The following is a 25,162-nucleotide window of genomic DNA, read 5'->3' as shown; positions in this document are numbered from 1 at the left end:
ATTAATGAGCTGCCGATTTTGTCAGGATGCTTCACTTTCTATACGCGCCAAACTGGGTCGCTGCAAACGTTGCATGATCCAACTTGCTGTGATGAATTTACTGCTTTGGCCCATTTGGCTTCTGTGGTTTAGCGACACGCCTAAATCTATAGAGTCGATCACCCTATTGTTTGCCGCCGGAGCCTGTGCCCTTTTGCTGTCATTACACCTGATCCTGATGCCTTTTCGCAAAGGCGCCCCCGAAACGAAGTAGTGAAGTAGTGAAGTAGTGAAGCCATGACATTGCAGACACAAAAAAACCGGCCTCAGCCGGTTTTTTAAATCTTATGATCCGTTCTTACTGTGCATTCGCACTGTCAGTTTGCGCTATGCCACATTAGCTTTGGCGATAAGGCGGTCCTGGTCGAAAGTAAACTCAAGCGCCACTTCATCACATGCATGCAAGCGAGGGCAACGTTCACAATCTTTCATTACCTTCTCTGGCAACAAGGACTTTGATGTCGGGATAAAGCCCTGCCCCATGAAAAACTCAGGAACACGAGTCAGCACAAACACTTTTTTGATAGCCATACTCTTGGCTTTTTTCAGCAAGTGTTGAACGATGGCGCTACCTTGGCCTTGATTCTGCCAACCTGCTTCCACACCCAAAGAGCGCACTTCAGCGAGACCAGAGTCATACACATATAGCGAGGCACAACCCGTCACTTCACCTTGGTGCTCAGCCACAGAGAACGAGCCAATATCACGCACTAATTCGTTACGCTCACGCGGCAAGTTCTCACCGAGACCTGCCCAGTACACCACCATGCCTTCAATCGCATCAAGGTCAGTCAACCTTGCTCCGCGTACCTTCACTCGCGGTGAATAGCGTTTATCAAGGCGCTTCTCAGCTTGGCTGATCGCATATTCGACTTGCGTTGGTGCAACACCACCTAAAGCACTGCGTTTTTCTAGGCACGATTCAATGGTCAGAATCGGGTAAACATCTTCATCGATGACCGTTGAGAATTGCTTCATCTCATCAAGACTCAACTCTTCCAGTGCGCAGCCTTTTTCAATGGCAGCAACTACGGCAACACCCACAATATGGTGCGCTTCACGGAAAGGAATTCCCTTGGCAACCAAGTAATCTGCAAGTTCAGTAGCGTTGGAGTAGCCTTGCATGGCCGCTTCCAAGGTACGTTCTTTGTTGATCTTGATACCATCAAAACACAACGCCGCCATTTCGATACAATCAAACCAAGTGTCTAATGCGTCAAAAAGACCTTCTTTGTCTTCCTGCATGTCCTTGTTGTACGCCAACGGCAATGCTTTTACCGTCATCATCATGGCCGACATCGCGCCGTAAACACGACCTGTCTTACCACGAATGAGCTCAAGCGCATCGGGGTTTTTCTTTTGCGGCATCAGGGATGAACCTGAAGTGACCGTATCAGCCAACTCAATAAAGTTCGATTCACCTGAGTTATAGAAAATCAGGTCTTCCGCCATACGTGACAAGTGAAGCATAGAGACGGTTGCCACAGACATCAGTTCCATCACGTGGTCACGGTCAGACACCGAATCTAAGCTATTGCGCGTTGCACGACGAAAACCCAGGCTGTGTGCCAGCGCTTCACGGTCAATCGGGTAAGCCGTGCCCGCCAACGCACCAGAGCCCAATGGGCAGGTATCAAGGCGGTTGAGTGCATCGCTCAAACGAGAGTAATCGCGCTCAAACATTTCTACATAGGCCAAACACCAGTGTGCAAACGTGACCGGTTGGGCGCGTTGCAAGTGCGTGTAGCCAGGCAATACCGTGCTTTGATTGACTGCCGCAACTTGAACCATTTGGTTTTGTAGCTTATCAAGAGCAAGGAGAAGCTGCTGACCTTGCTGACGACACCAAAGCTTAAGATCGGTTGCAACCTGATCGTTACGTGAACGACCCGTGTGAAGCTTTTTGCCCAAGTCGCCGACTTTGGCAATCAACTGTTGCTCGACCCAGCTATGAATGTCTTCGGCATCAGAGCGCAGGATCTGTTCTGGATCTTCCATCACAGCCAGCTTGATTTCGTTAAGCGCTAGCTCTAAACGCTGTTGCTCCTGCTCTGTCAAAACACCGACAGAGCGCAACGCTTTAGACCAAGCGATAGAACCCACGATATCCTGCTCTGCGAGGCGATAGTCAAAACGCAACGAATCATTAAACTGCTTAAAACGTGTGTCGGCTGCCTGACTAAACCTTCCGCCCCATAACGCCATAGTTACTTCTCCTTAAACTCTTTATTGCTTCCAGCTATCTATTTTTGTTTTTTTTCGTTTAGCGCACGGATGCGGCTTGATAGCGAGTAGAGACGGATGAAGCCACCAGCATGGCTGTGATCGTAAACATCATCTTCACCAAACGTCGCAAATTCTTCTGAATACAAGCTGTTGATCGAGCGCTTTTGCACTACTGTAGCCTGTCCTTTGTACAGTTTCACCACAACTTCACCTGTTACAGGTTCAGCCAGTTTATCCGACGCTGCCAAAATAGACTCACAAAGAGGGGTAAACCAACGACCATCATAGATAAGGTGAGATGCTTTCAAGCCCAACTCTTCACGGAATTCAAAGCAATCTTTATCCAGAACCAGTTGCTCAACACCGCGTAGCGCTTCCATCATGATGGTGCCACCTGGTGTTTCATAACAACCGCGAGACTTCATGCCCACCAAACGGTTTTCAACGATATCGATACGTCCTACACCGTGACGAGCACCTTTTTCATTCAAGGTTGTCAGCACTTGGTATGGAGACATAGCTTGACCATCAACAGCAACCACTTCGCCTTTTTCGACTAGCAGCGTCACGGTTTCTGATTGGTCTGGTGCTTGTTCTGGATCGACAGTCCAAACCCAGCAAAGCTCATTTGGCTGGTTCCACGTATCTTCTAATACGCCACCTTCCGTTGAAATATGCCATGCGTTAGCATCACGGCTATAGATTTTCTCTAGGCTCGCCGTACAAGGGATATTACGCTCTGCAAGGTAATCTAGCAGTGCTTCGCGGCTACGCAAGTCCCACTCACGCCAAGGTGCAATCACTTTCAGGTGCGGCGCCAATGCAGCAAAAGCACTTTCAAAACGAACCTGATCATTACCTTTACCCGTACAACCATGACACAATGCATCTGCACCCACTTCCAATGCACACTCAACTTGTGCTTTGGCGATAATTGGACGAGCCATTGAGGTGCCTAGCAAATACTTACCTTCGTACACTGCACCGGTTTTCAAACTTGGGTAGATGTAGTCAGCAACCATTTCTTCTTTCAGGTCAGCGATGTAACACGCTGATGCACCTGACGCGATCGCTTTCTCTTCGATGCCAACCAGCTCTTCTTCGCCTTGGCCTACATCTGCAACGAATGCGATAACTTCACAGTCATAGTTTTCTTTCAACCATGGAATGATCGCCGACGTGTCGAGACCGCCAGAATACGCAAGTACAACCTTCTTAATAGTGCTCATAGTAACTTCTCCTTGTTACCGCTCTGACGGTCAGTACAGGCGGTGAACGACATTAATAAATACAAATTCAGTTAAACAGTGAAACGGGTACCGATATTGCCGCCGCTGAACAAATCAGCCAGCTTCTCAGGATAACGCCAGCTCGCCACTTCAATCGGACGACCTAACGCCGTTGCCGCTTCAAACGCCGCTTTCACTTTCACGATCATGCCGTCAGTGATCACACCGCTTTCAATTAATTCATCCGCCAATTTCGCATCCAGTGCAGGCATCAGCTTACCTTTACCATTGAGCACACCGCTCACATCCGAAAGCAAAACCAACTCAGCGTCTAACGCTGCCGCGACTGCAACAGCTGCTTGATCGGCATTCACATTCATCAACTCACCTTCAGCATCAATACCGATGGAGCTAATAATCGGCACACAGCCCGTAGCAAGAATGGCTTGCAATAACGCAGAGTCACCCGGCGAGGCTTTCCCTACATGACCCAGTTCAGGATCCAGCTGTGTCATTTTGCACAGACCACCATCTGCCAAGCTAAGGCCGACAGAGTTAATACCGCTTCTTACCGCTTGTCCTTGCAGCAACTTGTTCGCGGTGCCCGCGAGTGCACCTGCTACCACATTGATCTGGTCGCTTGGTGTCACACGTAAGCCTTGCTTCTTCTCGACGTCAATGTTCAATGCCTTCATCAGGTCATCGACCAAATAGCCGCCACCGTGAACAATCACAATATCGCGATGGGCCGACGCTTTATAAGCCGCGATAGCGTCGAACAGTTTCTCTAATGTTTCAGTACAAGAAAGTGCTGCACCGCCTAATTTCACGACAAGAGGACGTAAACTCATAGTGACTCTCCTACACAATCGCCGTTAATGGCGCAAAACCAAAACGAATGTTTATGCACTGCATAGCTTGGCTTGCTGCGCCTTTAAGCAAATTGTCGATGGCAGATGTTAGGATCACATGTTGACCATTCACCGACCAACCTATGTCGCAAAAGCCCGTGTTTTGAACCGATTGCAACTTAGCGCTTTGATTCGCCCCTAGTGGACGCACCAATGGCATATCTTGATAAGCAGACTCGAGTGCTGAAGACACAGCGGATTCTGTCACACCATCAGCAAGCTTTGCTGTAATGGTTGCGAGAATCCCGCGTTTGAAATTGCCAAGATGCGGGGTAAAGATCACATCACAGCCAAGATGGGTCGAAATTTCAGGTTGATGACGGTGGCTAAAGATACCGTAAGCATGAAGGCTCACTTCGCAGAAGCTATTCGCCATTGACGCTTTACGACCCGCCCCCGATGCACCACTCACAGCGTTGATAACAGGCCACTGTTCTAAATTCAGCAGTCCATTATCAATCAGAGGCTTAAGCGCAAGTTGCGCCGCGGTAGGGTAACAACCTGGCACTGCCACGAGATCAGCGGAAGCAATCGCTTCATGGTTCCATTCCGCCAAACCATAAACCGCTTTATCAAGCCAGTCAGAGTGCTGGTGCTCAAAACCATAAAATGTGGTGTAGAAGCTGTCAGATTGAACGCGAAAAGCCCCTGACAAATCGAAAACCTTACAACCCTGAGTCAAAAAAGCCGGAGCGATATCGTGGCTGACTTCGTGCGCCGTTGCCAGTAACACCACATCTGCAGTTTTTGCCACACTATCCACATCGCTAAGCGGCGAAAGTGGCATATCAATCAACCCTTTCAATGTACCGTGGAGGTCACTGATTGGCTTGCCAGCATCTGCACTGTTTTCAGACACATAAAGGCCGGTCAATTCAAGTTGAGGGTGTAGATGAACCATTTTGGTTAGCTCGGCACCGGTATAACCGCTGGCACCGACGATCACTGTCTTTAACATAAAAATCCGTTTTACTTTCTAGTCATGACTGATGAAACAATCAGCTCGCTCAGCTGTGGGAGGGGCACACGCGCCCAACGTCTTAATTAACGTCGGCGTCGTCGCTGGAGAAGGGGGGTTGAGAACTTATCCATTTCGTATCGTACCTTTCGCTACATCCAATGAGCTTTATAATTGTTTATTCATTTAAAATGAATTTATATGTGCTTTTTAGCGTGATAAGTGACTAATGTCAACAGTATACATAAAATAAAAACACCAAGTTATTCTCTCGCTCGCACATCCGGAACGACGTTAAGCTTCATTGTAATTTTGTTACATCTACCCGCACACCCCATCAGCAAAGGGGTGTGACGGAAAAAGTATCAATTTAGATACGTATAAGATTGACCTTAGGGGCTCTCATTGGCTAGATTGAGCCATTACGATTGCAATTTGGATGTAACAAAGTTACGAAATGGATGACTTATGAATGACAAGTATGACGCGTTAAAAAGCAACGTCAGCATGCTGGGTCACTTGCTGGGTAATACCATCAAGGGCGCACATGGTGATGAATTGTTGGCCAAGGTAGAAGAGATCCGTAAACTCTCGAAATCTGCATCCGCAGGCAATAAAGATGACCACGCCAAGCTCATTGACGTACTGCAAAGTCTGCCTAACGACCAATTGCTACCTGTCGCGCGAGCGTTTAGCCAATTCCTTAACCTCACCAATATCGCAGAACAATACCATTCTATCTCTCGCAATTGCGAAGAGCTGATCTGCAGGCCAGATGCATTGGATGACCTATTCCTGCGTCTGAAAGGCAATGATGTCTCCACTGCCAATGCAGAGAAAGCGGTAGAGGATTTGAAAATTGAGTTGGTATTAACTGCGCACCCGACAGAGATAGCGCGTCGCACTACCATTCATAAACTCGTTCAAATTAACAAATGCTTGTCGCAGTTAGAGCTGAACGATCTTTCGAGCACAGAGCGTGGCAAAGCAGAGTTACGTTTAGAGCAATTGATTGCGCAAGCTTGGCATTCAGACGTGATTCGTCAGCAACGTCCAACACCGCTAGATGAAGCCAAATGGGGCTATGCGGTTATCGAAAACAGTTTATGGCAAGCCGTACCTGAATTCTTGCGTCAGTTTGACCAAAAACTTCAAGGGCACCTTGGTAAAAGCCTACCTGTTGATGCAGCGCCGATTCAAATCTCAAGCTGGATGGGGGGTGACCGTGACGGCAACCCGTTCGTCACCGCTGAAGTCACTCACGAAGTGCTGTTGCTTTCACGCTGGAAAGCCGCTGACCTTTATCTAGGCGACATTCAAGAGCTGGTCAGCGAACTGTCGATGACGCGTTGTAACGATGTTGTTCGCGCCATGGCGGGTGACGAGCACGAACCGTACCGTGCGATTTTGAAATCACTGCGTAAAACGCTCACCAACACGCTGGATTACCTTGATGCCAAAATCAAAGGCCAGCACATCGATGAGAAAGATATTCTCACACATGTCGACCAGCTTTGGACGCCGTTGCACGCGTGCTACCAATCGCTGCATGAGTGCGGCATGAGCATCATTGCAGACGGCTTGCTTCTCGACACATTGCGTCGTATTCGCTGCTTCGGCGTCAATTTGATCAAGCTCGATATTCGCCAAGAAAGCACCCGCCATGCTGATGCCCTATCTGAAATCACGCGCTGCCTCGGCATGGGTGACTACAGCCAGTGGAGTGAGCAAGATAAACAAGCCTTCTTGGTTCGCGAATTAAGCTCCAAACGCCCTCTCATGCCACGTGATTGGGAGCCGTCTGACGAAGTGCAAGAAGTACTCGATACCTGTCGTATCGTCGCGCAGCAACCGCGTGAGGCATTAGGTGCTTACGTTATCTCTATGGCACGTACCGCGTCTGACGTCCTCGCTGTTCATCTTCTTCTCAAAGAAGCTGGTTGTCCGTTTAGAATGGACGTTTGTCCGTTGTTCGAAACGTTAGAAGATTTAAACAACGCCGAGCTTGTGATCAGCCAACTGCTGAATATCGATTGGTATCGCGGCTTTATTCAAAACTTCCAAATGGTCATGATTGGCTATTCCGACTCCGCCAAAGATGCGGGCGTCATGGCCGCTGGCTGGGCACAATACAAAGCGATGGAATCACTCGTCACCTTGTGTGAAAAATCTGGCGTTGATCTCGTATTGTTCCACGGTCGCGGTGGTTCAATTGGTCGTGGCGGAGCGCCTGCGCACGCAGCGCTTCTATCTCAGCCGCCACGCAGCCTAAAAGGCGGCCTACGCGTGACCGAGCAAGGCGAGATGATCCGCTTTAAACTCGGGTTGCCAGATGTCGCAACCAACAGCCTAAACCTGTATGCCAGTGCCATCCTTGAAGCCAACTTGCTGCCACCACCAGAGCCAAAACAAGAATGGCGCGATCTGATGGAAACATTGAGTGACGTTTCTTGTGATGCGTACCGTGATGTTGTACGTGGCAGTAAAGATTTCGTTCCTTACTTCCGTTCAACCACACCAGAATTGGAGCTTGGCAAGCTGCCATTGGGATCACGTCCTGCAAAACGTAACCCGAACGGTGGCGTAGAAAGCTTACGTGCCATCCCATGGATTTTTGCTTGGAGCCAAAACCGCCTTCTGTTACCTGCTTGGTTGGGGGCCGGACAAGCGATTCAATACTCTATCGACAATGGTCACTTAAAGCAGCTGGAAGAAATGTGTCGTGAATGGCCGTTCTTCTCAACCCGTTTGGGTATGCTTGAAATGGTGTTCACTAAGACAAGTCCATCAATCTCTCAATACTATGACGAGAAGTTGGTAGATGCAGAGTTGTGGCCACTGGGTGAGCAACTTCGTGCTCGCTTGGCACAAGACATTAAAGCCGTGCTAATGGTCGAAAACAGTGACCACCTCATGGAACAAAACCCTTGGGGCGCCGAAGCTATCCGACTGCGTAATATCTACGTTGAGCCGCTCAACATGCTTCAGGCAGAACTACTTAGCCGCACGCGTACTTGCGACGAAGAAAGTATCGAGCTTGATGAGGCACTGATGGTGACCATCGCGGGTATCGCTGCAGGTATGCGCAATACCGGATAAATGAGAAAGCGAATCAAAAATAAGAAAGGCTGCAAGTTGCAGCCTTTTTCTTTTTCTATAAGTCATTTTCGATTGTCGTCGGATTGATAATGTTATTAATATGTTTCGGTGATTGCGCGAATCCTTTCTAGGTCTCAAAGCATGAACCAACACCGACGTAAAATTAACCGTTTTTAATGTTGTGATCTATTCGCCTTTTTCACCTCGTAACTTTAGGGGTAAATACGTTGGCTTGGTGATAGTGAATATCATTAATAACGAACCGATCCACCCGTGTTGCGGAAATAAAAATTCGCCATAGAGCGACATCCCAGGGCTAAGGATCGCCTTTTATGATTTTGGATAGAAGAGATGTCATTACCGCATGTAATTCTCACGGTGTTAAACCATCGTGACGCAACTGGTTACGATATAACCAAAGAGTTTTCTCACGCCATCGGCCATTTCTGGAAAGCCAGCCACCAGCAGGTTTACCGTGAACTCAATAAGCTCGCCGATATGGGCGCAGTAAGTTGTCGGCTTGAACCACAAGATGGAAAACCCGATAGAAAAGTTTACACCATCACTGAGATTGGCAGACAAAGTCTTTATGAGTGGTTTTTGCTTCCTGCAAAACACCCTACTGATCGTGACGAAGTCTCCGCTAAACTCCTCACCTGTAGCATCTTCGAACCAACCCCCATGATTGAACACATGCATGCATTGATTGATGAATCACGTATGCAGCTCAGCCAATATCGTGATTTGGAACGCAGCAAGTATTCAGACTCATCCTTGCTAACGTCTGAAAGTCGTTTGGAACGTTTAACATTGCGCCGCAATATTTTACGTAAAGAAGCATGGTTAACATGGGCAGATGAAGTGCTTATTGAGCTCTCTGCAATGGAAGTGGCAACACCGCATCAAAGAGCGGTTGCTTCTCGTTAAGTCAGGGGCTCTACGCTGCTGAAAAACAAAAGCCGTCGCGGTCGCGACGGCTTTCTTATTTTAGGGTTAACGACACGCTAAACGCTCTAAACGTTTGGGCGCACACCCAAGGTATGACACATAGCGTAAGTCAATTCCGCACGATTAAGTGTGTAGAAATGGAAATCTTTCACACCTTCACGGCTCAGTACTCGCACCATATCAATGGCTTGGCTTGCACCTACCATTTGACGCGTCACAGGATCATCTTCTAACCCCGCAAATTGATTATGCATCCAGTTAGGAATTCGCACATTGGTCATGTTGGCGAATTTTGCCGCCTGTTTAAAATTCGACACAGGCAAAATCCCGGGAATAATCTCAACATCAATGCCTGCCGCAACGCAGCGGTCGCGAAAGCGCAAATAGCTTTCCACATCAAAGAAGAACTGAGTGATCGCACGGTTCGCGCCCGCATCCACTTTGCGTTTCAAGTTAATCAAATCTGCCTGAGCACTTTTTGCTTCTGGATGAACTTCAGGGTAAGCCGCAACCGAAATATCAAAGTCCGCTTCGCCTTTCAGTAGTTCAACCAAATCCGACGCATACATCTCTGGCTTTTTGCCTTTCTCTGGCAAATCGCCACGTAACGCGACGATATGGCGAATACCACTGTTCCAGTAGTCACGCGCTATGGTTTTGAGTTCTTCACGCGAGGCGTCAATGCACGTTAAATGTGGGGCGGCTTCAATACCCGTTTCTTGCTTGATGCTTTTTACGATTGAATGGGTGCGATCACGCTCACCCGAGTTCGCGCCATACGTGACGGACATAAACTTAGGTTGAAGATTTTTTAGACGTTGAACCGATGCCCAGAGCGTTTGTTCCATCGCTTCTGAACTAGGTGGAAAGAATTCAAACGATACATTGATATCGCCGCTTAAATCAGAAAGGTTCTGATTTAGTGAATCCAGATGGCTGGCATGTGAATAACCCATAACGTCTCCCTACTTCGGTGTAAGTTCACCGAGAAATCCTTGATGACGACATCCGTTTAGCCGTCTATATGTCTAGATATTGAATTGCGAGCAACTCAATGTCAACTTGCTTATCGTGAAATTTCTTCATGATCAATATGCATCTTACTCACATAAAAAAAGCAGAGGTTAACCCTCCGCTTTTTTTCCTCGCTTTTCTTGTTATTTAAGCAAGGATGCGATGCGATTCAAATCAGACAATAATGCACCAGCAGTAACGTCCCTCCCTGCACCGGGACCGCGTATCACCAATGGGTTTTCTCGATACCATTGGCTTTCGACCGCAAAGATATTGTCACACGGCAGCAAGTTCGCCAGTGGGTGTTCATCAGAAACAACCTCTAAGCCAACACGCGCTTTCCCATTACGCGTTAAACGAGCCACATAACGCAACACACCATTTTCTGCTTGGGCTTGCTCCAACCACTCTTCCAGCGCTTCATCAAGTAACACACTCTGATCAAGGAAGCCGTCGAGTGACAACGATGCCAATGCCTCTGGCACTAAGGATTGCACTTGCACCTGCTCTGGTTCTACATCAAGACCCGACTCGCGAGCCAATATCACCAACTTACGCATGACATCCGCACCGCTAAGATCTTCTCGCGGGTCGGGTTCCGTTAGCCCTTGTTGCCATGCTTGCTCTAGCAGCTCACTAAATTTAACGTCGCCGTTAAATTGCTGAAAAAGCCAAGATAATGTGCCCGAGAAGATGCCTGACAGCGCGATAATCTGATCGCCACTTTCGCGTAAGTCTCGCACAGTATGGTTCACCGGCAACCCGGCGCCCACGGTAGCATTGTAAAGCCAGTAGCGACCCGTCTTAGCAAACGCATCTTGTACTAGATGGTAATGCTCACCGCTGGCAGAGCCTGCCACTTTGTTGGCAGAGATAAGGTGATAACCGTGCTCTGCCAAATCAGGATATTGACCCGCCAGTGGCGCACTTGCCGTCACATCAAGCACGACAATGTCGTCATAAGGATGATTGAGCAGGTTCTGTATCCAGTCTGTTGCTTCGTAAGGCGTCGCGCGCTCGCTAAAGTGTTCCATCACAGCGTCAGCATCAATACCCGAAAAGTCGACCCACTGATGATGACTATCTTGCACTGAAATGAGTTCAAAGTTCATGCCGTGGCGTTTTTCTAACGCGCCTTTTTGTTCACTAAATAGTGATAACCAACGGCTACCAATGTTGCCTTTCCCCAGCAGTACTAAGCCTATGCGACGCTGCGCTTGGAACAAGGCACAATGGATATCTGCCACTAGTGACGACGTATTCGTTTTACGCAGCAGTGCCGCAATGCTCAGCCCACTGTTTGATTCGCTGATAAATTCAATCGGCTGACCACGCAGTTGTTGATAGAAACCGTGACAATGAACTGGGTTCGCCGTGACGCCCGCCCCCACTGCCGCCACAAGGCTAAAGCCTTCACGCAATCGAATATCAGCAGGAATGCCCGCATCTTGCAGTTGCTCAAGCACACTGTTGACAACTTCAGCGGTGTAAGCCAACTGAATACGATATTGATCAGCACTGGCAGACAAGGCCAATGGCTGAATTTGATTGCGTGTCAGCAATCGTTCGATATCACGTCGCGCCACATGAAAATCATGACCTCGCGGCACATCAAGTTGGAGTAGGCACACATCATTGAGCGAAGTGATAATTTTGGCGCCACGTCCTGATGCCAGCACGCGCTCGATACGGGTCGACCCCGATTCGGGATCGTAGCTACAACGTAGATTCAGATCGATACAGCTTTGCGCCACAGGCTGCAATGTACGAGTGTGAAGCACGGGCGCAGCAAGGCGAGCAAGCTCTGCCGCTTCATCGAGACGCAATAGCGGTAATAAGCAAGCATCATCAACAAGACGAGGATCTGCACTGTAAACCCCTGCTACATCACTCCAAATGGTCACACGGCTCACATCGGCTAGCGCACCAATGATGGTCGCAGAATAGTCCGAACCATTTCGCCCTAACAACACCGTTTCGCCCGATGCGTTTTGAGCCATAAATCCAGTGATCACGATGCGGCGCTGGGTGTGTTGCACCAATTGTTCTTTCAACAAAGGCCATGAACTGGCGCGATCGACTTCCGGCTGAACCGAACGTTCTGCACGCAAGAAACTGCGTGAATCGAGCTTCACAGCGGGCATGTCTTGCTGCGTCAATAACGCTGACAACAAACGTGCAGACCACACTTCACCAAAACCTTGCGCCCAAGATCGCAGAGCAACACCCAGTGCGCTCTCGTCGACCTGCGCCATACTGCTGAAATCTTCATACAGAGCGTCAACCAGGGATTGTTTGGCTTCGCCTTCAATCAGATTTTCAATCAAATCTTGCTGATACTTACGCAAGCTTTGTAGGGTTTCGTGGGCCAAGCGTCCATCTTTATCCAACAATCCTAGCCATTCGATAAGGCGATTGGTGGTTTTACCGGCGGCTGAAACGACAATAATGTCTGTCGCACCACTATATTGCGCCAGAATTCTCGCCACTCGGCGAAAACACTCTGGGTCGGCAAGGCTGCTACCACCAAATTTATGCAACTGGCGGGACGGCGACTGCTGAGGGGATACGACTTCAACCGCGCTCATTACTGATTCTCTCTCACTTTATCGAATGCTTGTTTCAGGTCGGCGACCAAATCCGTATGATCCTCCAGACCGATAGATAAACGCAAGAGGGTTGCAGCAATACCTGCTTCCGCTTGCGCCTCGTCAGACATGGCGCGATGCGTCATCGAGCCTGGATGTGTGACTAAGCTTTCTACGCCACCAAGGGATTCTGCCAATGAAAAGAGTTCGAGTGCATTCAAGAACTGCTTCAACTCGTTATCACCCCCTTCGAGCTCAAAGCTCAACATGCCGCCGAAGCCTTTTTGCTGCTTCTTGGCTATGTCATGGCCTGGGTGCTCTGGCAATGCCGGATGGTAAATAACACGGACCAACGGCTCAGTTTGCAAGAAGGCTAGGACTTCTGCGCTATTCTCTTCGTGCTGACGCATCCTCGCGCTCAACGTTCGTAACCCACGTAAGGTCATATAGCTATCAAACGCGTTACCGGTTGCGCCGATACAGTTACCCCACCACTTCAACTCATCCGCCAATGCTTGCTCTTTAGCAACCACCACACCCCCGACTGTATCAGAGTGACCGTTGATGAATTTCGTGGTCGAGTGCACCACAAAGTCAGCGCCAAGATTCAGCGGCTTTTGCAATACAGGAGATAAGAACGTGTTATCGACCCCAACCCACGCCCCCACAGCCTGTGCTTGCTGGCTAATCGCTTCGATGTCGACAACGCGCAATAACGGGTTTGATGGGGTTTCAATCCACACCAACTTAGGATTCTTTGCCAACGCTGATGCCAATGCGGCTTCATCAGACTGATCAACAAACTCAATCTTAAATGCGCCTTTGCGCGCACGGGAATCAAACAAACGGTATGTGCCGCCATAGCAATCATGCGGGGCAACAATAAGATCATCGGGACCAACTAAAGAAAGCAGCAGATTGATGGCAGACATGCCACAGTTCGTCACTACCGCACCCGCGCCGTTTTCAAGCTCAGCAAGCGCCGTCTCTAAAAGGTTACGCGTTGGGTTACCACCACGCGCATAGTCATACGTCGGCACTTCGCCGAACTCAGGGAATTCGTAGTTGGTAGAAAGGTAAATAGGAGGAACCACAGCATTGTGCTGAGAATCGGTAGTGATGCCAGTGCGTACGGCAATCGTGGCTGACTTCTTGTCGCTCATGGTGTCTTTCCCTGTCAAAATGCGATCATAATACGAGCAGATAGGCTCAACCTTAACCACTCACAATCAAGACGTCAATACTTCTGGACGTCTATATGTCTTTACATGTAGCGGTTAATATCGCTAAAATTCGAAATTCATCCAACCTGGGCATCATGCTTCCGGTGTTGACAGCGATTTATCAATGAAACTGCTTAGAAGGTGCACGATGGCAGAGTGGAATGGCGAATATATTAACCCTTACGCCGAGCACGGTAAAAAGAAAGAACAAGTAAAGAAGATCACCGTCTCTATCCCACTGAAAGTGCTTAAAATCCTGACAGATGAGCGTACGCGTCGACAGGTCAATAATTTACGTCATGCCACCAACAGTGAACTGTTGTGCGAAGCGTTTTTGCATGCCTACACAGGCCAACCGCTACCAACAGATGACGACATTCGCAAAGACAAAGCGGATAGCGTGCCTGCCGAAGTGAAGCGCATCATGAAAGAATTAGGTATCGAGTTTAACGACGAAGAATATTGATTTCATCGTCGCAATGACAAAGTTATGACAAAAAAACCAGCCGATTGGCTGGTTTTTTTTCGTCGAAAGAAAAACAGTACTATTTTCCTTCAAAGTACGACAGAAGAGTGAAACGTCTCCGAGGCCGTTACTCGTCTTTCGTGCCGATATTTTTCTTCCGTACTTTTACTTATCAGCCATCTATTACTTATCGGCCATATAGTTTTCTGGCATTTCAATACGCGCAACGCCTGACTCAACCGCAGCAACCGCAACGGCTTTCGCAACGCGTGGCAATAGGCGAGGGTCCATAGGCTTAGGAATGATGTAATCAATACCAAAGCTCAATGCATCAACGCGGGCAGCCTTCAATACATCAGCGGGTACGGGCTCTTTTGCCAGTGAACGAATTGCTTCAACCGCCGCTAACTTCATTTCATCATTGATGCGGCTTGCACGTACGTCTAGTGCACCACGGAAGATGAACGGGAAGCAAAGTACGTTATTCACTTGATTCGGGTAATCTGAACGACCCGTACCCATGATCAAATCATCACGCACTTGGTGTGCCAGCTCAGGTTTGATTTCTGGATCTGGGTTTGAACACGCAAACACGATCGGCTTTTCAGCCATCAGCTTCAAGGCCTCTGGTGGCAGCAAGTCTGGGCCAGAAACACCCAAGAAAATGTCTGCACCTTCGATCACATCTTCCAATGTGCGTTTGTCCGTGTTGTTGGCAAACAGTTGCTTGTATTCGTTGATGTCATCACGGCGCGTGTGAATCACACCTTTGCGGTCAAGCATGTAAATCTTTTCACGCTGCGCACCACATTTGATCAGCAGTTCCATACACGCAACTGCCGCAGCGCCCGCACCTAAACATACGACAACAGCGTCTTCGATGTTTTTGCCTTGCAGCTCCAACGCATTCAGCATACCTGCTGCCGTGACGATCGCCGTACCATGTTGGTCATCGTGGAAAACCGGCACGTTACAGCGCTCAATCAACTGCTTTTCAATTTCAAAGCAATCGGGAGCTTTGATGTCTTCAAGGTTGATACCACCAAAGGTGTCGGAGATATTAGCAACTGTGTCGACAAACTCTTCGATGGTGCGGTGTTTGACTTCGATATCAATCGAATCTAAACCGGCAAAACGTTTGAACAGAAGGGCTTTACCTTCCATGACAGGTTTAGAGGCTAGCGGGCCTAGGTTACCCAAACCCAGAATAGCGGTGCCGTTTGAAATAACCGCAACCATATTGCCTTTCGCAGTATATTTATAAACGTTGTCAGCATCTTGTGCGATTTCACGAACAGGCTCTGCCACACCTGGGCTGTACGCCAACGCTAAATCTTCCACGGTATCAGCAGGCTTGGTCACTTCTACCGAGATTTTACCAGGCACAGGATAGGCGTGATAATCCAGCGCCTGTTGGCGTTTGTCTTCAGACATGTTGTTATTTCCTGATTTTATTCATCGTTATTGGTTAAAAACCTTGTCACGTTAACGATCTCGCAAGCGATAAGATCAATCCGTAACAAGTTAAGGGTGAGAACATCCTTACCCTAAATATAATCATAAAATGTTAACGCAGTGAGAATGTGAGAACCACCCCAATCCGCGGTTATTCTTCATTAGTATCTTTACTGATTTATGTGACAGGTCGTATATGCCGATTCAGGCATAAAAAAAGGGAGGTGCTTTCGCACCTCCCTTTTTTTCGAAATCTGCAATATTACTTGCTAGACAACGCACCGAAACGCTTGTTGAAGCGATCAACACGGCCGCCAGTGTCAACAACACGTTGCTTACCAGTGTAGAATGGGTGGCATTTGTCACACACATCTAGGTTAATGTCTTTAGCCATAGTTGTGTTGAATTCAAAAGTGTTGCCGCAAGAACATTTTGCTGTTACTGCTTTGTACTCTGGATGGATACCAGCTTTCATAGGGATAACCTCTAATATAAGGCCGTGTCGCTCTCCCGAGCCTATCGGGCACCACACGTCGTTGACAAAAATTTGTAGGCGCGAAATTCTAATCAAGGAGACCTGTGATAGCAACTTTTTTGTTCAATTCATTTGCTGGTAGCAGGCTAGCCCTTTGGTGGCGCGACTCAAAAGAAAACGTATTTTAGGCTTTGCACACTTGTTTACCCGCATGTTTACCATAGGTACACTGTCGCGATAACTTGGCTTAACCACCTAGACGCTAGGACCTCATGATCCCAACCATCGCTCAAGTGGCATTACCCGTCCCGCTTCATAAGACCTTTGATTATCTGATTGGCAGTGACATGCCTGTGGTCGGTGGACGAGTGCGCGTGCCGTTTGGCAAGCAATTCAAAATCGGTATCGTGACGGCACTGACTGACCAATCTGATTTCCCGCTCACACAACTCAAACCCATTAATGCTGTGCTCGATGATGCGCCACTTTGGCCTTCTTCTTTATATAAGGTATTAAACTGGGCGAGTCGCTACTATCAATACCCATTAGGTGACGCATTAGCCACGGTGATGCCGGGAAGCCTAAGAAAAGGGAAACCTGCGCATCGCGAGCGCGAGCGCGTTTGGCAACTAACAGAAGCGGGAAAAGATCAGCCCATCACCGCATTGACCCGCGCACCTAAGCAGGCTCGGATCCTGACGATGCTGCGCAGCGGCGCAATGGCGCATAGCGATTTACTAGAAAGTGACCTAAGCGCCACCGTCATTAAAGGTGCGGAAGAAAAAGGCTGGATTGAAATCGTACAGAATGTGCGCCCCAAGCCTTGGACGACTGACTACCGCATCGTCGAAGACAAGCCAACCTTGAATCACGAACAAGCGATGACAGTGGCAACGATCAACGCTAGCCAAGAGTTTGGGTGTTACTTGATTGAGGGCGTCACGGGATCTGGCAAAACCGAAGTGTACCTCAACGCCTTAGAGCCGGTATTGGCTCGCGGTCAACAAGCCCTGATTTTAGTTCCTGAAATCGGGTTAACACCACAAACCATCAACCGATTCAAACGTCGCTTTAATGTGCCCGTTGAAGTGATGCACTCAGCGCTTAATGACACTGAGCGACTCAATGCATGGCTGGCAGCCCGAGACAATGAAGCGGCCATTATCATTGGTACGCGTTCGGCCTTGTTTTCACCGTTTAAATCACTCGGCATTATTATTGTCGACGAAGAACACGATGCGTCTTATAAGCAACAAGACTCTTTTCGTTATCACGCCCGCGATCTTGCAGTGATGCGTGCACATGAAGAAAACGTGCCAGTGTTACTTGGCTCCGCCACGCCATGCTTAGAAAGCTTACACAACGCAAAGACAGGTAAATATCACCACCTCACGTTATCCAAACGTGCGGGTAACGCTATTAAAGCGAAACATGGCGTACTCGATATTCGTGGGCTGTATTTAGAGGCGGGATTATCTGCACCGCTGATTGCTGAAATGCGAAAGCACCTTTCTGAAGGCAATCAGGTGATGCTCTTTTTAAATCGTCGCGGCTATGCGCCTGCGCTCATGTGCCATGAGTGTGGTTGGCTGGCTGAATGTAAACGCTGTGACGCGTTTTATACACTGCACCAACAGAGCAGCGAATTGCGTTGCCACCATTGTGGAACGCAGCGCCCTATCCCCCATCAATGTGGCAGTTGTGGGTCAACACAGCTGATCAGCGTCGGCGTCGGCACTGAGCAACTCGAAGCGCAGCTAGAAAGTCTCTTTCCTGAGTTCAAAACCATTCGGATTGACCGTGATAACACCCGCCGAAAAGGGTCACTAGAAGCCTACCTTGATGCCATTCACAACAAGGACTACCAAATCCTCATTGGCACACAGATGTTGGCCAAAGGGCACCACTTCCCCGATGTCACTCTCGTGGCATTGGTGGATGTAGACAGTGCGTTGTTCAGTAATGATTTTCGTGCGCCAGAGCGCCTCGCTCAATTGTTTGTGCAGGTCGCAGGGCGTGCGGGACGCGCAAGTAAACCCGGCTTTGTTTTGTTGCAAACGCATCACCCAGAACATGCCTTGCTGCAGTCGCTCATTCATAAGGGGTATGACAGTTTTGCCACCGAAGCGTTGACTGAGCGACAGCAAGCCAATCTGCCCCCATACAGCTTCTTTGCTCTATTTCGTGCAGAGGCCAACCAAAGTGAGCATGTCGAGCAGTTTCTGCAGCAAATCAGAACCATACTGGATGCGTCCCCCATACCCAATGATGAATGCGCAGCAATGGGCCCCGCGCCTGCGCCGCTTCCACGCCGTGCAGGACGCTATCGCTGGCAATTGATTTTTCAAGCACCAAATCGGCGGATATTACAACAAAGATTGTCTGCCGCATTGCCTGCCATTCGTCAGCTTCCTTTGTCGAAAAAGGTGCGTTGGTCTTTGGATATCGAGCCTCAAGATATGAGCTGAACAAGTTTCATTCACTTAAGCCGACTAAGATCACAGTATTCTTGTAATAACTGTTAACATGACCATGTTTAATACATCGTCATCAGATTAAGATATGACCTGTTAACAAAAAGTCTTATTGCTGAAGGTCCCTAATCGGGAAGCATTGCCATACATTACGAGCAAGAGGAAAAGCACTATGGCGACAATGAAGGATGTTGCCCATCTGGCTGGCGTCTCTACGGCGACAGTATCGCGTGCGTTGATGAACCCGGAGAAGGTATCAGCGTCGACCCGCAAAAAAGTCGAGCAGGCGGTGATGGAATCAGGGTACAGCCCTAACTCGCTCGCAAGAAATCTTCGTCGCAATGAGTCAAAAACCATTGTGGTGATCGTTCCCGATATTTGTGATCCCTACTTTACAGAGATCATTCGTGGTATCGAAGAAGCTGCCATGGAGCACGGTTACTTAGTGCTGCTTGGAGACAGTGGACAGCAAGCAAGCCGAGAAAGCTCATTTGTGAACTTAGTTTTCACGAAACAAGCTGACGGCATGCTCCTTTTAGGGACCGATCTTCCGTTCGATGTCAGCAAACCCGAGCAAAAGAACCTGCCACCTCTTGTGATGGCTTGTGAATATGCTCCAGAGCTCGAATTGCCAACGGTGCACATTGATAACCTTACTGCTGCATTTGAAGCCGTGAACTACCTCACTCAGGTAGGCCACAAGCAGATCGCGCAGATCACAGGGGATCCGAATGCAGCATTGACGCAATTTCGCGTTCAAGGCTACCAGCAGGCACTTCGTCGCGGCGGAGTGACCGTTAATCCGGCCTATACCGTTGCAGGTGATTTCACCTTTGCAGCTGGCGCTCGAGCAATGACGACCCTGTTGTCTCTGCCGACACCGCCAACCGCGGTATTCTGTCACTCTGATGTGATGGCCATCGGTGCACTTCAGCAAGCTAAACGTTTAGGCTTTCGTGTTCCGCACGATATCTCTATCGTCGGTTTCGATGACATCCAGTTTGCAGAGTATTGCGACCCAGCACTGACCACGGTTTCTCAACCTCGCTATGACATTGGTCGTCAAGCCATGCTCATGTTGTTGAAGATACTGAAAGGCAATGATGTTCAAGCTGGTTCACGTTTACTCGATGCACAATTGGTGATCAGAGAAAGTGTGGCACCACCATCACGCTAAACTGATAAGCTAGGTACTGGCGCGCTTTCGAGCAAGCCAGTACCATATAGCCCCAACTCGCAGAAAAAGATATCCGAATCAGTGGCAACCCGAGATTATGTCAAACGCGGAAAAGCACCGCGAAAACCCACCAGAAACAGCAAAAAGCCGCCTCCAAAGTCGGGCTTCCCGATTAAATGGGCGCTGATAGCGTTAGTCTTGGTGGCAAGCTTTGGCTATGGTCTCTATTTTCTAACCACCAGCGAACCACCTGCACAGCCTGAGCCTAAAGAGGCAGTAACCAAACCTGTCAATAAGCCATCAAAACCGCAGAAGAAAGAGGAAAAAGTCATTCCTCCGAAACCTGAGGAGCAGTGGAGCTATATTGAAGAGCTGGAAAATAAAGAAGTGCAGGTTGAAGCGAATGAACAAGAGCTTTCTAGCCGACCTTATTTGATGCAGTGCGGCGCCTATCGCAGTGCCAGCCAAGCGGACGAACGTAAAGCGATGATCGCGTTTCAAGGCTTAGAAAGTCACATCAAAACCAGTCAAGGTGAGAAAGGCATTTGGTATCGCGTTGTCATGGGGCCTTATCCTTTGAAGCGAGAAGCCGAGCGCGACCGAAACCTTTTACGCCGTGCAGGCATAGAGCCTTGCGCTATCTGGTACTGGAACTAATCCGCCTCAATATAAAATCAGGGTAAAGACCGAGTTCTCACTCTCTTTGCCCTTGAATTTATCTTTTCTCATCCCCACTTCCTGCTTAACAACCCATACTGGCTATAGCCAGAGAGCAAAGAAGAGGTTCTTCCGTGACGACTATCGTTTCTGTTCGCCGCAACGGCAAAGTAGTAATCGCCGGTGATGGCCAAGTGTCACTGGGTAATACCGTAATGAAAGGCAATGCCCGCAAAGTTCGCCGCCTTTACAACAATAAAGTATTGGCAGGCTTCGCTGGCGGTACCGCCGATGCCTTCACCCTATTCGAACGTTTCGAGCGTAAGCTGGAAATGCACCAAGGTCATCTGACCAAAGCCGCGGTTGAACTCGCTAAAGATTGGCGTTCTGATCGTGCACTGCGCAAACTAGAAGCCCTGCTTTGTGTGGCTGATGAAACCGCCTCTCTGATCATCACTGGTAACGGCGATGTGGTTCAGCCAGAGCACGATATGATTGCTATTGGCTCAGGCGGTAACTTCGCACAAGCTGCTGCTATTGCTCTGCTTGAAAACACCGAGCTAGATGCACGCGAAATCGCGGTAAAATCTCTGACCATCGCTGGCGACATCTGTGTCTTCACCAACCAGCACCACACCATTGAAGAACTTGATTACTAAGCAGGATCCCAGCATGTCTGAAATGACCCCACGCGAAATCGTGTCTGAACTAGACCGTCACATTATCGGTCAAACTAAAGCCAAACGTGCCGTTGCTATCGCGCTGCGTAACCGTTGGCGTCGTATGCAGCTTAACGAAGATCTGCGTGCCGAAGTTACCCCTAAGAACATCCTAATGATCGGTCCTACCGGTGTTGGTAAAACCGAGATCGCTCGTCGTCTAGCCAAACTGGCCAACGCACCGTTCATCAAAGTCGAAGCCACCAAATTCACCGAAGTGGGTTATGTGGGCAAAGAAGTGGAAACCATTATTCGTGACCTCACTGACGTCGCGGTGAAAATGACCCACCAGCAAGCAGTGGAAAAAGTGAAATTCCGCGCTGAAGAATTGGCTGAAGAACGCATTCTGGATGTCCTACTGCCGCCACCGCGCGATGCATGGGGACAATCAGAAGAGCCAAAGCCCGATTCGAACACGCGTCAAAGCTTCCGTAAGAAAATCCGCGAAGGCAAATTGGACGATAAAGAAATCGAAATCGATGTCGCAGCTCCGCAAATGAGCATGGAAATCATGGCCCCTCCGGGCATGGAAGAAATGACCAACCAGTTGCAGGGCATGTTCCAAAACCTCGGTGGCGGCAATACGTCTAAAAAGCGCAAAATGAAGCTTAAAGACGCGCTAAAAGCCGTGACGGAAGAAGAAGCGGCGAAACTGGTTAATCAAGAAGAATTGAAAGACCAGGCAATCCACATGGTAGAGAACAACGGTATCGTCTTCATCGATGAAATCGACAAGATCTGTAAGCGTGGTGAAAGCTCAGGCCCAGATGTATCTCGTGAAGGTGTTCAACGTGACCTGCTTCCACTGATTGAAGGCAGCACGGTTTCTACTAAACACGGCATGGTCCGTACTGACCACATCCTGTTTATCGCATCAGGCGCATTCCAAGTGGCAAGCCCGTCTGATTTGATCCCAGAACTGCAAGGTCGTCTGCCGATCCGTGTTGAACTGGAAGCGCTATCTGCTGCTGATTTCCAACGTATCCTTGTTGAGCCTAATGCTTCGTTGACTGAGCAATACTCAGCGCTGATGGGAACTGAGCAATTCAATCTGACCTTCACGCCGGATGGCATTGAAGAGATCGCTAACGCAGCGTGGCGTGTCAACGAGCGTACTGAAAACATCGGAGCTCGTCGTCTACACACTGTGATGGAGCGTTTGGTTGATGAGGTTTCATTCGACGCGAGCGAGCGTGGTGGTGAGTCTGTTGAAATCAACGCAGAATACGTGCGTAGCTGTCTAGAAGAGTTGGTTGACGACGAAGATCTCAGCCGCTTTATTCTGTAATCACACAGCATCAATCAAAATCGGGTGGCTTAGGCTGCCCTTTTTTATTACCTTTGCTTTGCCTTTGCCCTGTTTGCTGGTTTTATTTTGCCATCAAATTCAGTTAATCCTGCGCTTTCATTGCCCAACGAAGTAAAAAAACCAATAATGAAGCCAGTTATCACACACGCTTTTTTGGTTATGTCCTCATCCACATTCAAAACTTGGCTTGATGCCGCACGCCCCAAAACGTTGCCATTGGCTGTTGCATGCATATTGTGTGGCAGTGCCGTTGCCGCCAAAACGGGACATTTTTCGATATTGCTCACGGCACTCGCGCTCATCACAGCCCTGCTTTTACAGATCTTATCTAACCTTGCGAATGATTATGGTGATGCCGTAAAAGGCACAGATAATGATGCACGTCTTGGTCCCAAACGCGCGATACAGCAAGGTCTTGTTACGCCACAAACCATGAAAAAAGCCATGGCATTAAACGTGTGCTTGATAGTCACCGTGGGAGCCGCATTGGTCCTCAGTGCGTTTGATAATGCCACGGATATCGTCAGTTTCATTGGACTTGGAGCACTCGCGATTCTTGCCGCCATTTGCTACACCGTGGGTAACAAGCCCTATGGCTATCAAGGTCTTGGTGACCTTTCAGTATTGATTTTCTTTGGTTGGCTCGGCGTGGCAGGAACATATTACCTGCAAGCGGGCACCTTGGATTCCGCCGTACTTCTGCCCGCGACCGCATGCGGTTTACTTGCCGTCGGCGTGCTCAACATCAACAACCTTCGAGATATCGACAACGACCAAGCCTGCGGAAAGTTCACCTTGGTCGTGCGCATGGGCGCTGAATGGGGTCGCACTTATCACCTCGTGCTCTTGATAACCGCCTACCTTTGTTTTGCCTTATTCGCCCTGCTTGAGCACACGGGTATCACCGGTTGGCTATTCACACTATCACTGCCGCTGGCCGTTAAACACGGCAGCGCCGTATTCGCCTCGCAGGACGGTGAATCACTTCGCCCAATGATGGGAGATATGGTCAAAGTTGCGCTCTTAACCAACGTGCTGTTTGCGGCTGGTATCCTACTTCATTGATACACATCAGAAGTGCCTTAATGAATTATGGCGTCAGTCATTGCAATGCCCTACCGTGTCGTTATACTTTTTTGCATAGGGTGGCGTCTGACATCCCTCGGATTGCCACAAATTTGCCAACTCGGCACCGTTAAACCCAAAGAAGAAGTCTGATTATGGAATACAATACCTCAGAGTTGTGCGACACATACTTGGAGCAGGTTGATGTACTGGAACCTATGATGAGCTCTTACGGTGGTCGTAGTTCATTCGGTGGTCAAATCACAATCATCAAGTGTTTTGAAAACAACAGCCTGATCCGTGAAGTTGCGGAGCAAAACGGTATCGGTCGTGTGATGCTAATCGATGGTGGTGGCTCATTGCGTCGTGCACTTATTGACGCTGAAATTGCCACAACAGCAGCAGAAAATGGCTGGGAAGGTTTAGTGGTTTACGGCTGCGTTCGCGATGTCGACTCGCTAGATGAAATTGATATTGGCATTCAAGCTTTGGCGTCATTCCCTGTTGGCGCTGAGAGTTCAGACACCGGAATGGGCGTGGGTGAATCTGATGTACCCGTCAACTTTGGCGGCGTTACCTTCATTCCTGAAGATCACCTCTACGCCGATAATACGGGCGTTATATTGTCTCAAGAGCCCATAGATATCGAGTGAATTGATTAAGTAATAAGACTTATTGACGCTATTGTTGTTGCGCCAATAAACCTTGTGAAATATGTCACCACCCTAAGGTGGAATAGACAATGAGTACATAGAAAAACAGAGCCCATCGGCTCTGTTTTATTATTCTACTTCTTCAATCTTGCCAAGCAGACTACGAATGCGTTGTTGCCATGCGTCTTGGTCGGCACGTAGGCGGGTGTTTTCCTGCTCCAATGCGTCACGATTTTCACGCACAGACTCTGATTCACGACCTAGTGCTTCGTTTTGTTCTTTCAGTTCTTCAAGTTCCATCTGAAGCAGAGAAATGGTATCTACTGCCATTTGAACTTTGGCTTCAAGCTGCTCTAAAATTTCCAATGACATCAAGGCCACCTATGTTTTCCAACGTCTAAGCGCAAATGCGCAATCTTCGTCAAGGCTTGCCCTATAAGGCTTTTCTACCTTGCACGTCCCAGAAAACCTATTCTA

The 25,162-nt window shown here is 48.8% G+C and carries 21 protein-coding genes; 11 read left to right on the top strand and 10 right to left on the bottom strand.

Translation table 11 applies throughout. The features are described from left to right. Nucleotides 1–4: 4 nt before the first annotated feature. The gene (locus L4D06_RS15175; RefSeq protein ID WP_429740316.1) at nt 5–253 is read left to right on the top strand and encodes a DUF3624 family protein; all 249 of its coding nucleotides are present in this window, start codon (nt 5–7) and stop codon (nt 251–253) included. A gap of 113 nt (nt 254–366) precedes the next feature. On the opposite strand, the gene argH is transcribed toward L4D06_RS15175, so the two are convergent. The 4 genes from argH to argC all read right to left on the bottom strand — a co-directional run bounded on the left by argH (nt 367) and on the right by argC (nt 5,363). Further along, on the bottom strand, nt 367–2,244 hold the full coding sequence (gene argH / locus L4D06_RS15170; RefSeq protein WP_274166699.1) for an argininosuccinate lyase: 1,878 nt from the start codon (nt 2,242–2,244) through the stop codon (nt 367–369). A 38-nt stretch (nt 2,245–2,282) separates the two neighbouring features. Continuing rightward, complete coding sequence (locus L4D06_RS15165) at nt 2,283–3,494, bottom strand: argininosuccinate synthase (protein WP_429740315.1); 1,212 nt, start codon at nt 3,492–3,494, stop codon at nt 2,283–2,285. 71 nt (nt 3,495–3,565) lie between these two features. Then, nucleotides 3,566–4,345, bottom strand: coding sequence for an acetylglutamate kinase (argB, locus tag L4D06_RS15160; RefSeq protein ID WP_274166701.1), 780 nt, complete (start codon nt 4,343–4,345; stop codon nt 3,566–3,568). 10 nt (nt 4,346–4,355) lie between these two features. After that, complete coding sequence (gene argC, locus L4D06_RS15155; protein WP_429740313.1) at nt 4,356–5,363, bottom strand: N-acetyl-gamma-glutamyl-phosphate reductase; 1,008 nt, start codon at nt 5,361–5,363, stop codon at nt 4,356–4,358. Nucleotides 5,364–5,831: 468 nt separating this feature from the next. Here argC and ppc point away from each other — a divergent pair, with 468 nt between their 5' ends. Then, nucleotides 5,832–8,462: a phosphoenolpyruvate carboxylase gene (ppc, locus tag L4D06_RS15150; RefSeq protein ID WP_429740311.1), complete on the top strand. Its 2,631-nt coding sequence runs from the start codon at nt 5,832–5,834 to the stop codon at nt 8,460–8,462. 351 nt (nt 8,463–8,813) lie between these two features. After that, a complete protein-coding gene (locus L4D06_RS15145) occupies nt 8,814–9,389 on the top strand; it encodes a PadR family transcriptional regulator (RefSeq protein WP_274166704.1) in 576 nt (191 codons plus the stop codon). An 86-nt stretch (nt 9,390–9,475) separates the two neighbouring features. Here the strand turns inward: L4D06_RS15145 and metF are convergent, their stop codons facing one another. The 3 genes from metF to L4D06_RS15130 all read right to left on the bottom strand — a co-directional run bounded on the left by metF (nt 9,476) and on the right by L4D06_RS15130 (nt 14,175). Further along, on the bottom strand, nt 9,476–10,366 hold the full coding sequence (metF, locus tag L4D06_RS15140; RefSeq protein WP_274164489.1) for a methylenetetrahydrofolate reductase: 891 nt from the start codon (nt 10,364–10,366) through the stop codon (nt 9,476–9,478). A gap of 201 nt (nt 10,367–10,567) precedes the next feature. Then, entirely contained in the window at nt 10,568–13,012 is a 2,445-nt protein-coding gene (locus L4D06_RS15135; RefSeq protein WP_429740308.1) for a bifunctional aspartate kinase/homoserine dehydrogenase II, read from the bottom strand. Next, nucleotides 13,012–14,175 carry an O-succinylhomoserine (thiol)-lyase gene (locus L4D06_RS15130; RefSeq protein WP_274164487.1) on the bottom strand — a complete coding sequence of 388 codons (1,164 nt, stop codon included), beginning with the start codon at nt 14,173–14,175 and terminating at the stop codon, nt 13,012–13,014. Before L4D06_RS15130 ends, L4D06_RS15135 begins: the two co-directional genes overlap by 1 nt. 208 nt (nt 14,176–14,383) lie before the next feature. On the opposite strand from L4D06_RS15130, the gene metJ reads away from it, so the two are divergent. Continuing rightward, entirely contained in the window at nt 14,384–14,701 is a 318-nt protein-coding gene (gene metJ / locus L4D06_RS15125; protein WP_028025883.1) for a met regulon transcriptional regulator MetJ, read from the top strand. A 183-nt stretch (nt 14,702–14,884) separates the two neighbouring features. Here metJ and L4D06_RS15120 read toward each other — a convergent pair whose 3' ends face one another. Together L4D06_RS15120 and rpmE are read right to left on the bottom strand one after the other, a co-directional pair. Beyond that, nucleotides 14,885–16,135, bottom strand: a complete 1,251-nt coding sequence (locus L4D06_RS15120; RefSeq protein WP_274164486.1) for a malic enzyme-like NAD(P)-binding protein — start codon at nt 16,133–16,135, stop codon at nt 14,885–14,887. A gap of 283 nt (nt 16,136–16,418) precedes the next feature. After that, nucleotides 16,419–16,631 (bottom strand): 50S ribosomal protein L31, encoded by a 213-nt coding sequence (gene rpmE / locus L4D06_RS15115; protein ID WP_274164485.1) that lies wholly within the window; start codon nt 16,629–16,631, stop codon nt 16,419–16,421. 272 nt (nt 16,632–16,903) lie between these two features. On the opposite strand from rpmE, the gene priA reads away from it, so the two are divergent. The 7 genes from priA (at nt 16,904) to rraA (ending at nt 24,685) form a co-directional block, all read left to right on the top strand. Then, nucleotides 16,904–19,099: a primosomal protein N' gene (priA, locus tag L4D06_RS15110; RefSeq protein WP_429740305.1), complete on the top strand. Its 2,196-nt coding sequence runs from the start codon at nt 16,904–16,906 to the stop codon at nt 19,097–19,099. A gap of 154 nt (nt 19,100–19,253) precedes the next feature. Beyond that, nucleotides 19,254–20,282, top strand: coding sequence for a DNA-binding transcriptional regulator CytR (gene cytR / locus L4D06_RS15105; protein ID WP_274164498.1), 1,029 nt, complete (start codon nt 19,254–19,256; stop codon nt 20,280–20,282). An 81-nt stretch (nt 20,283–20,363) separates the two neighbouring features. Further along, a complete protein-coding gene (locus L4D06_RS15100; protein WP_274164483.1) occupies nt 20,364–20,939 on the top strand; it encodes an SPOR domain-containing protein in 576 nt (191 codons plus the stop codon). Nucleotides 20,940–21,073: 134 nt separating this feature from the next. Next, nucleotides 21,074–21,598, top strand: a complete 525-nt coding sequence (hslV, locus tag L4D06_RS15095) for an ATP-dependent protease subunit HslV (protein ID WP_017009572.1) — start codon at nt 21,074–21,076, stop codon at nt 21,596–21,598. 13 nt (nt 21,599–21,611) lie between these two features. After that, nucleotides 21,612–22,946: an ATP-dependent protease ATPase subunit HslU gene (hslU, locus tag L4D06_RS15090; RefSeq protein ID WP_274164482.1), complete on the top strand. Its 1,335-nt coding sequence runs from the start codon at nt 21,612–21,614 to the stop codon at nt 22,944–22,946. A gap of 180 nt (nt 22,947–23,126) precedes the next feature. Further along, nucleotides 23,127–24,032: a 1,4-dihydroxy-2-naphthoate polyprenyltransferase gene (locus L4D06_RS15085; RefSeq protein ID WP_429740341.1), complete on the top strand. Its 906-nt coding sequence runs from the start codon at nt 23,127–23,129 to the stop codon at nt 24,030–24,032. A gap of 155 nt (nt 24,033–24,187) precedes the next feature. Next, on the top strand, nt 24,188–24,685 hold the full coding sequence (rraA, locus tag L4D06_RS15080; protein WP_274164481.1) for a ribonuclease E activity regulator RraA: 498 nt from the start codon (nt 24,188–24,190) through the stop codon (nt 24,683–24,685). Between the two features lie 129 nt (nt 24,686–24,814). Here rraA and zapB read toward each other — a convergent pair whose 3' ends face one another. After that, nucleotides 24,815–25,057 (bottom strand): cell division protein ZapB, encoded by a 243-nt coding sequence (gene zapB / locus L4D06_RS15075; protein WP_274164480.1) that lies wholly within the window; start codon nt 25,055–25,057, stop codon nt 24,815–24,817. Between the last annotated feature and the right edge of the window lie 105 nt (nt 25,058–25,162).

Origin of the sequence: Enterovibrio makurazakiensis (assembly GCF_050336585.1) — a bacterium.
GTDB lineage: Bacteria > Pseudomonadota > Gammaproteobacteria > Enterobacterales > Vibrionaceae > Enterovibrio > Enterovibrio gelatinilyticus.
The sequence above is the reverse complement of the archived record's forward strand: the minus strand, read 5'-3'. Positions and strand labels throughout refer to the sequence as shown.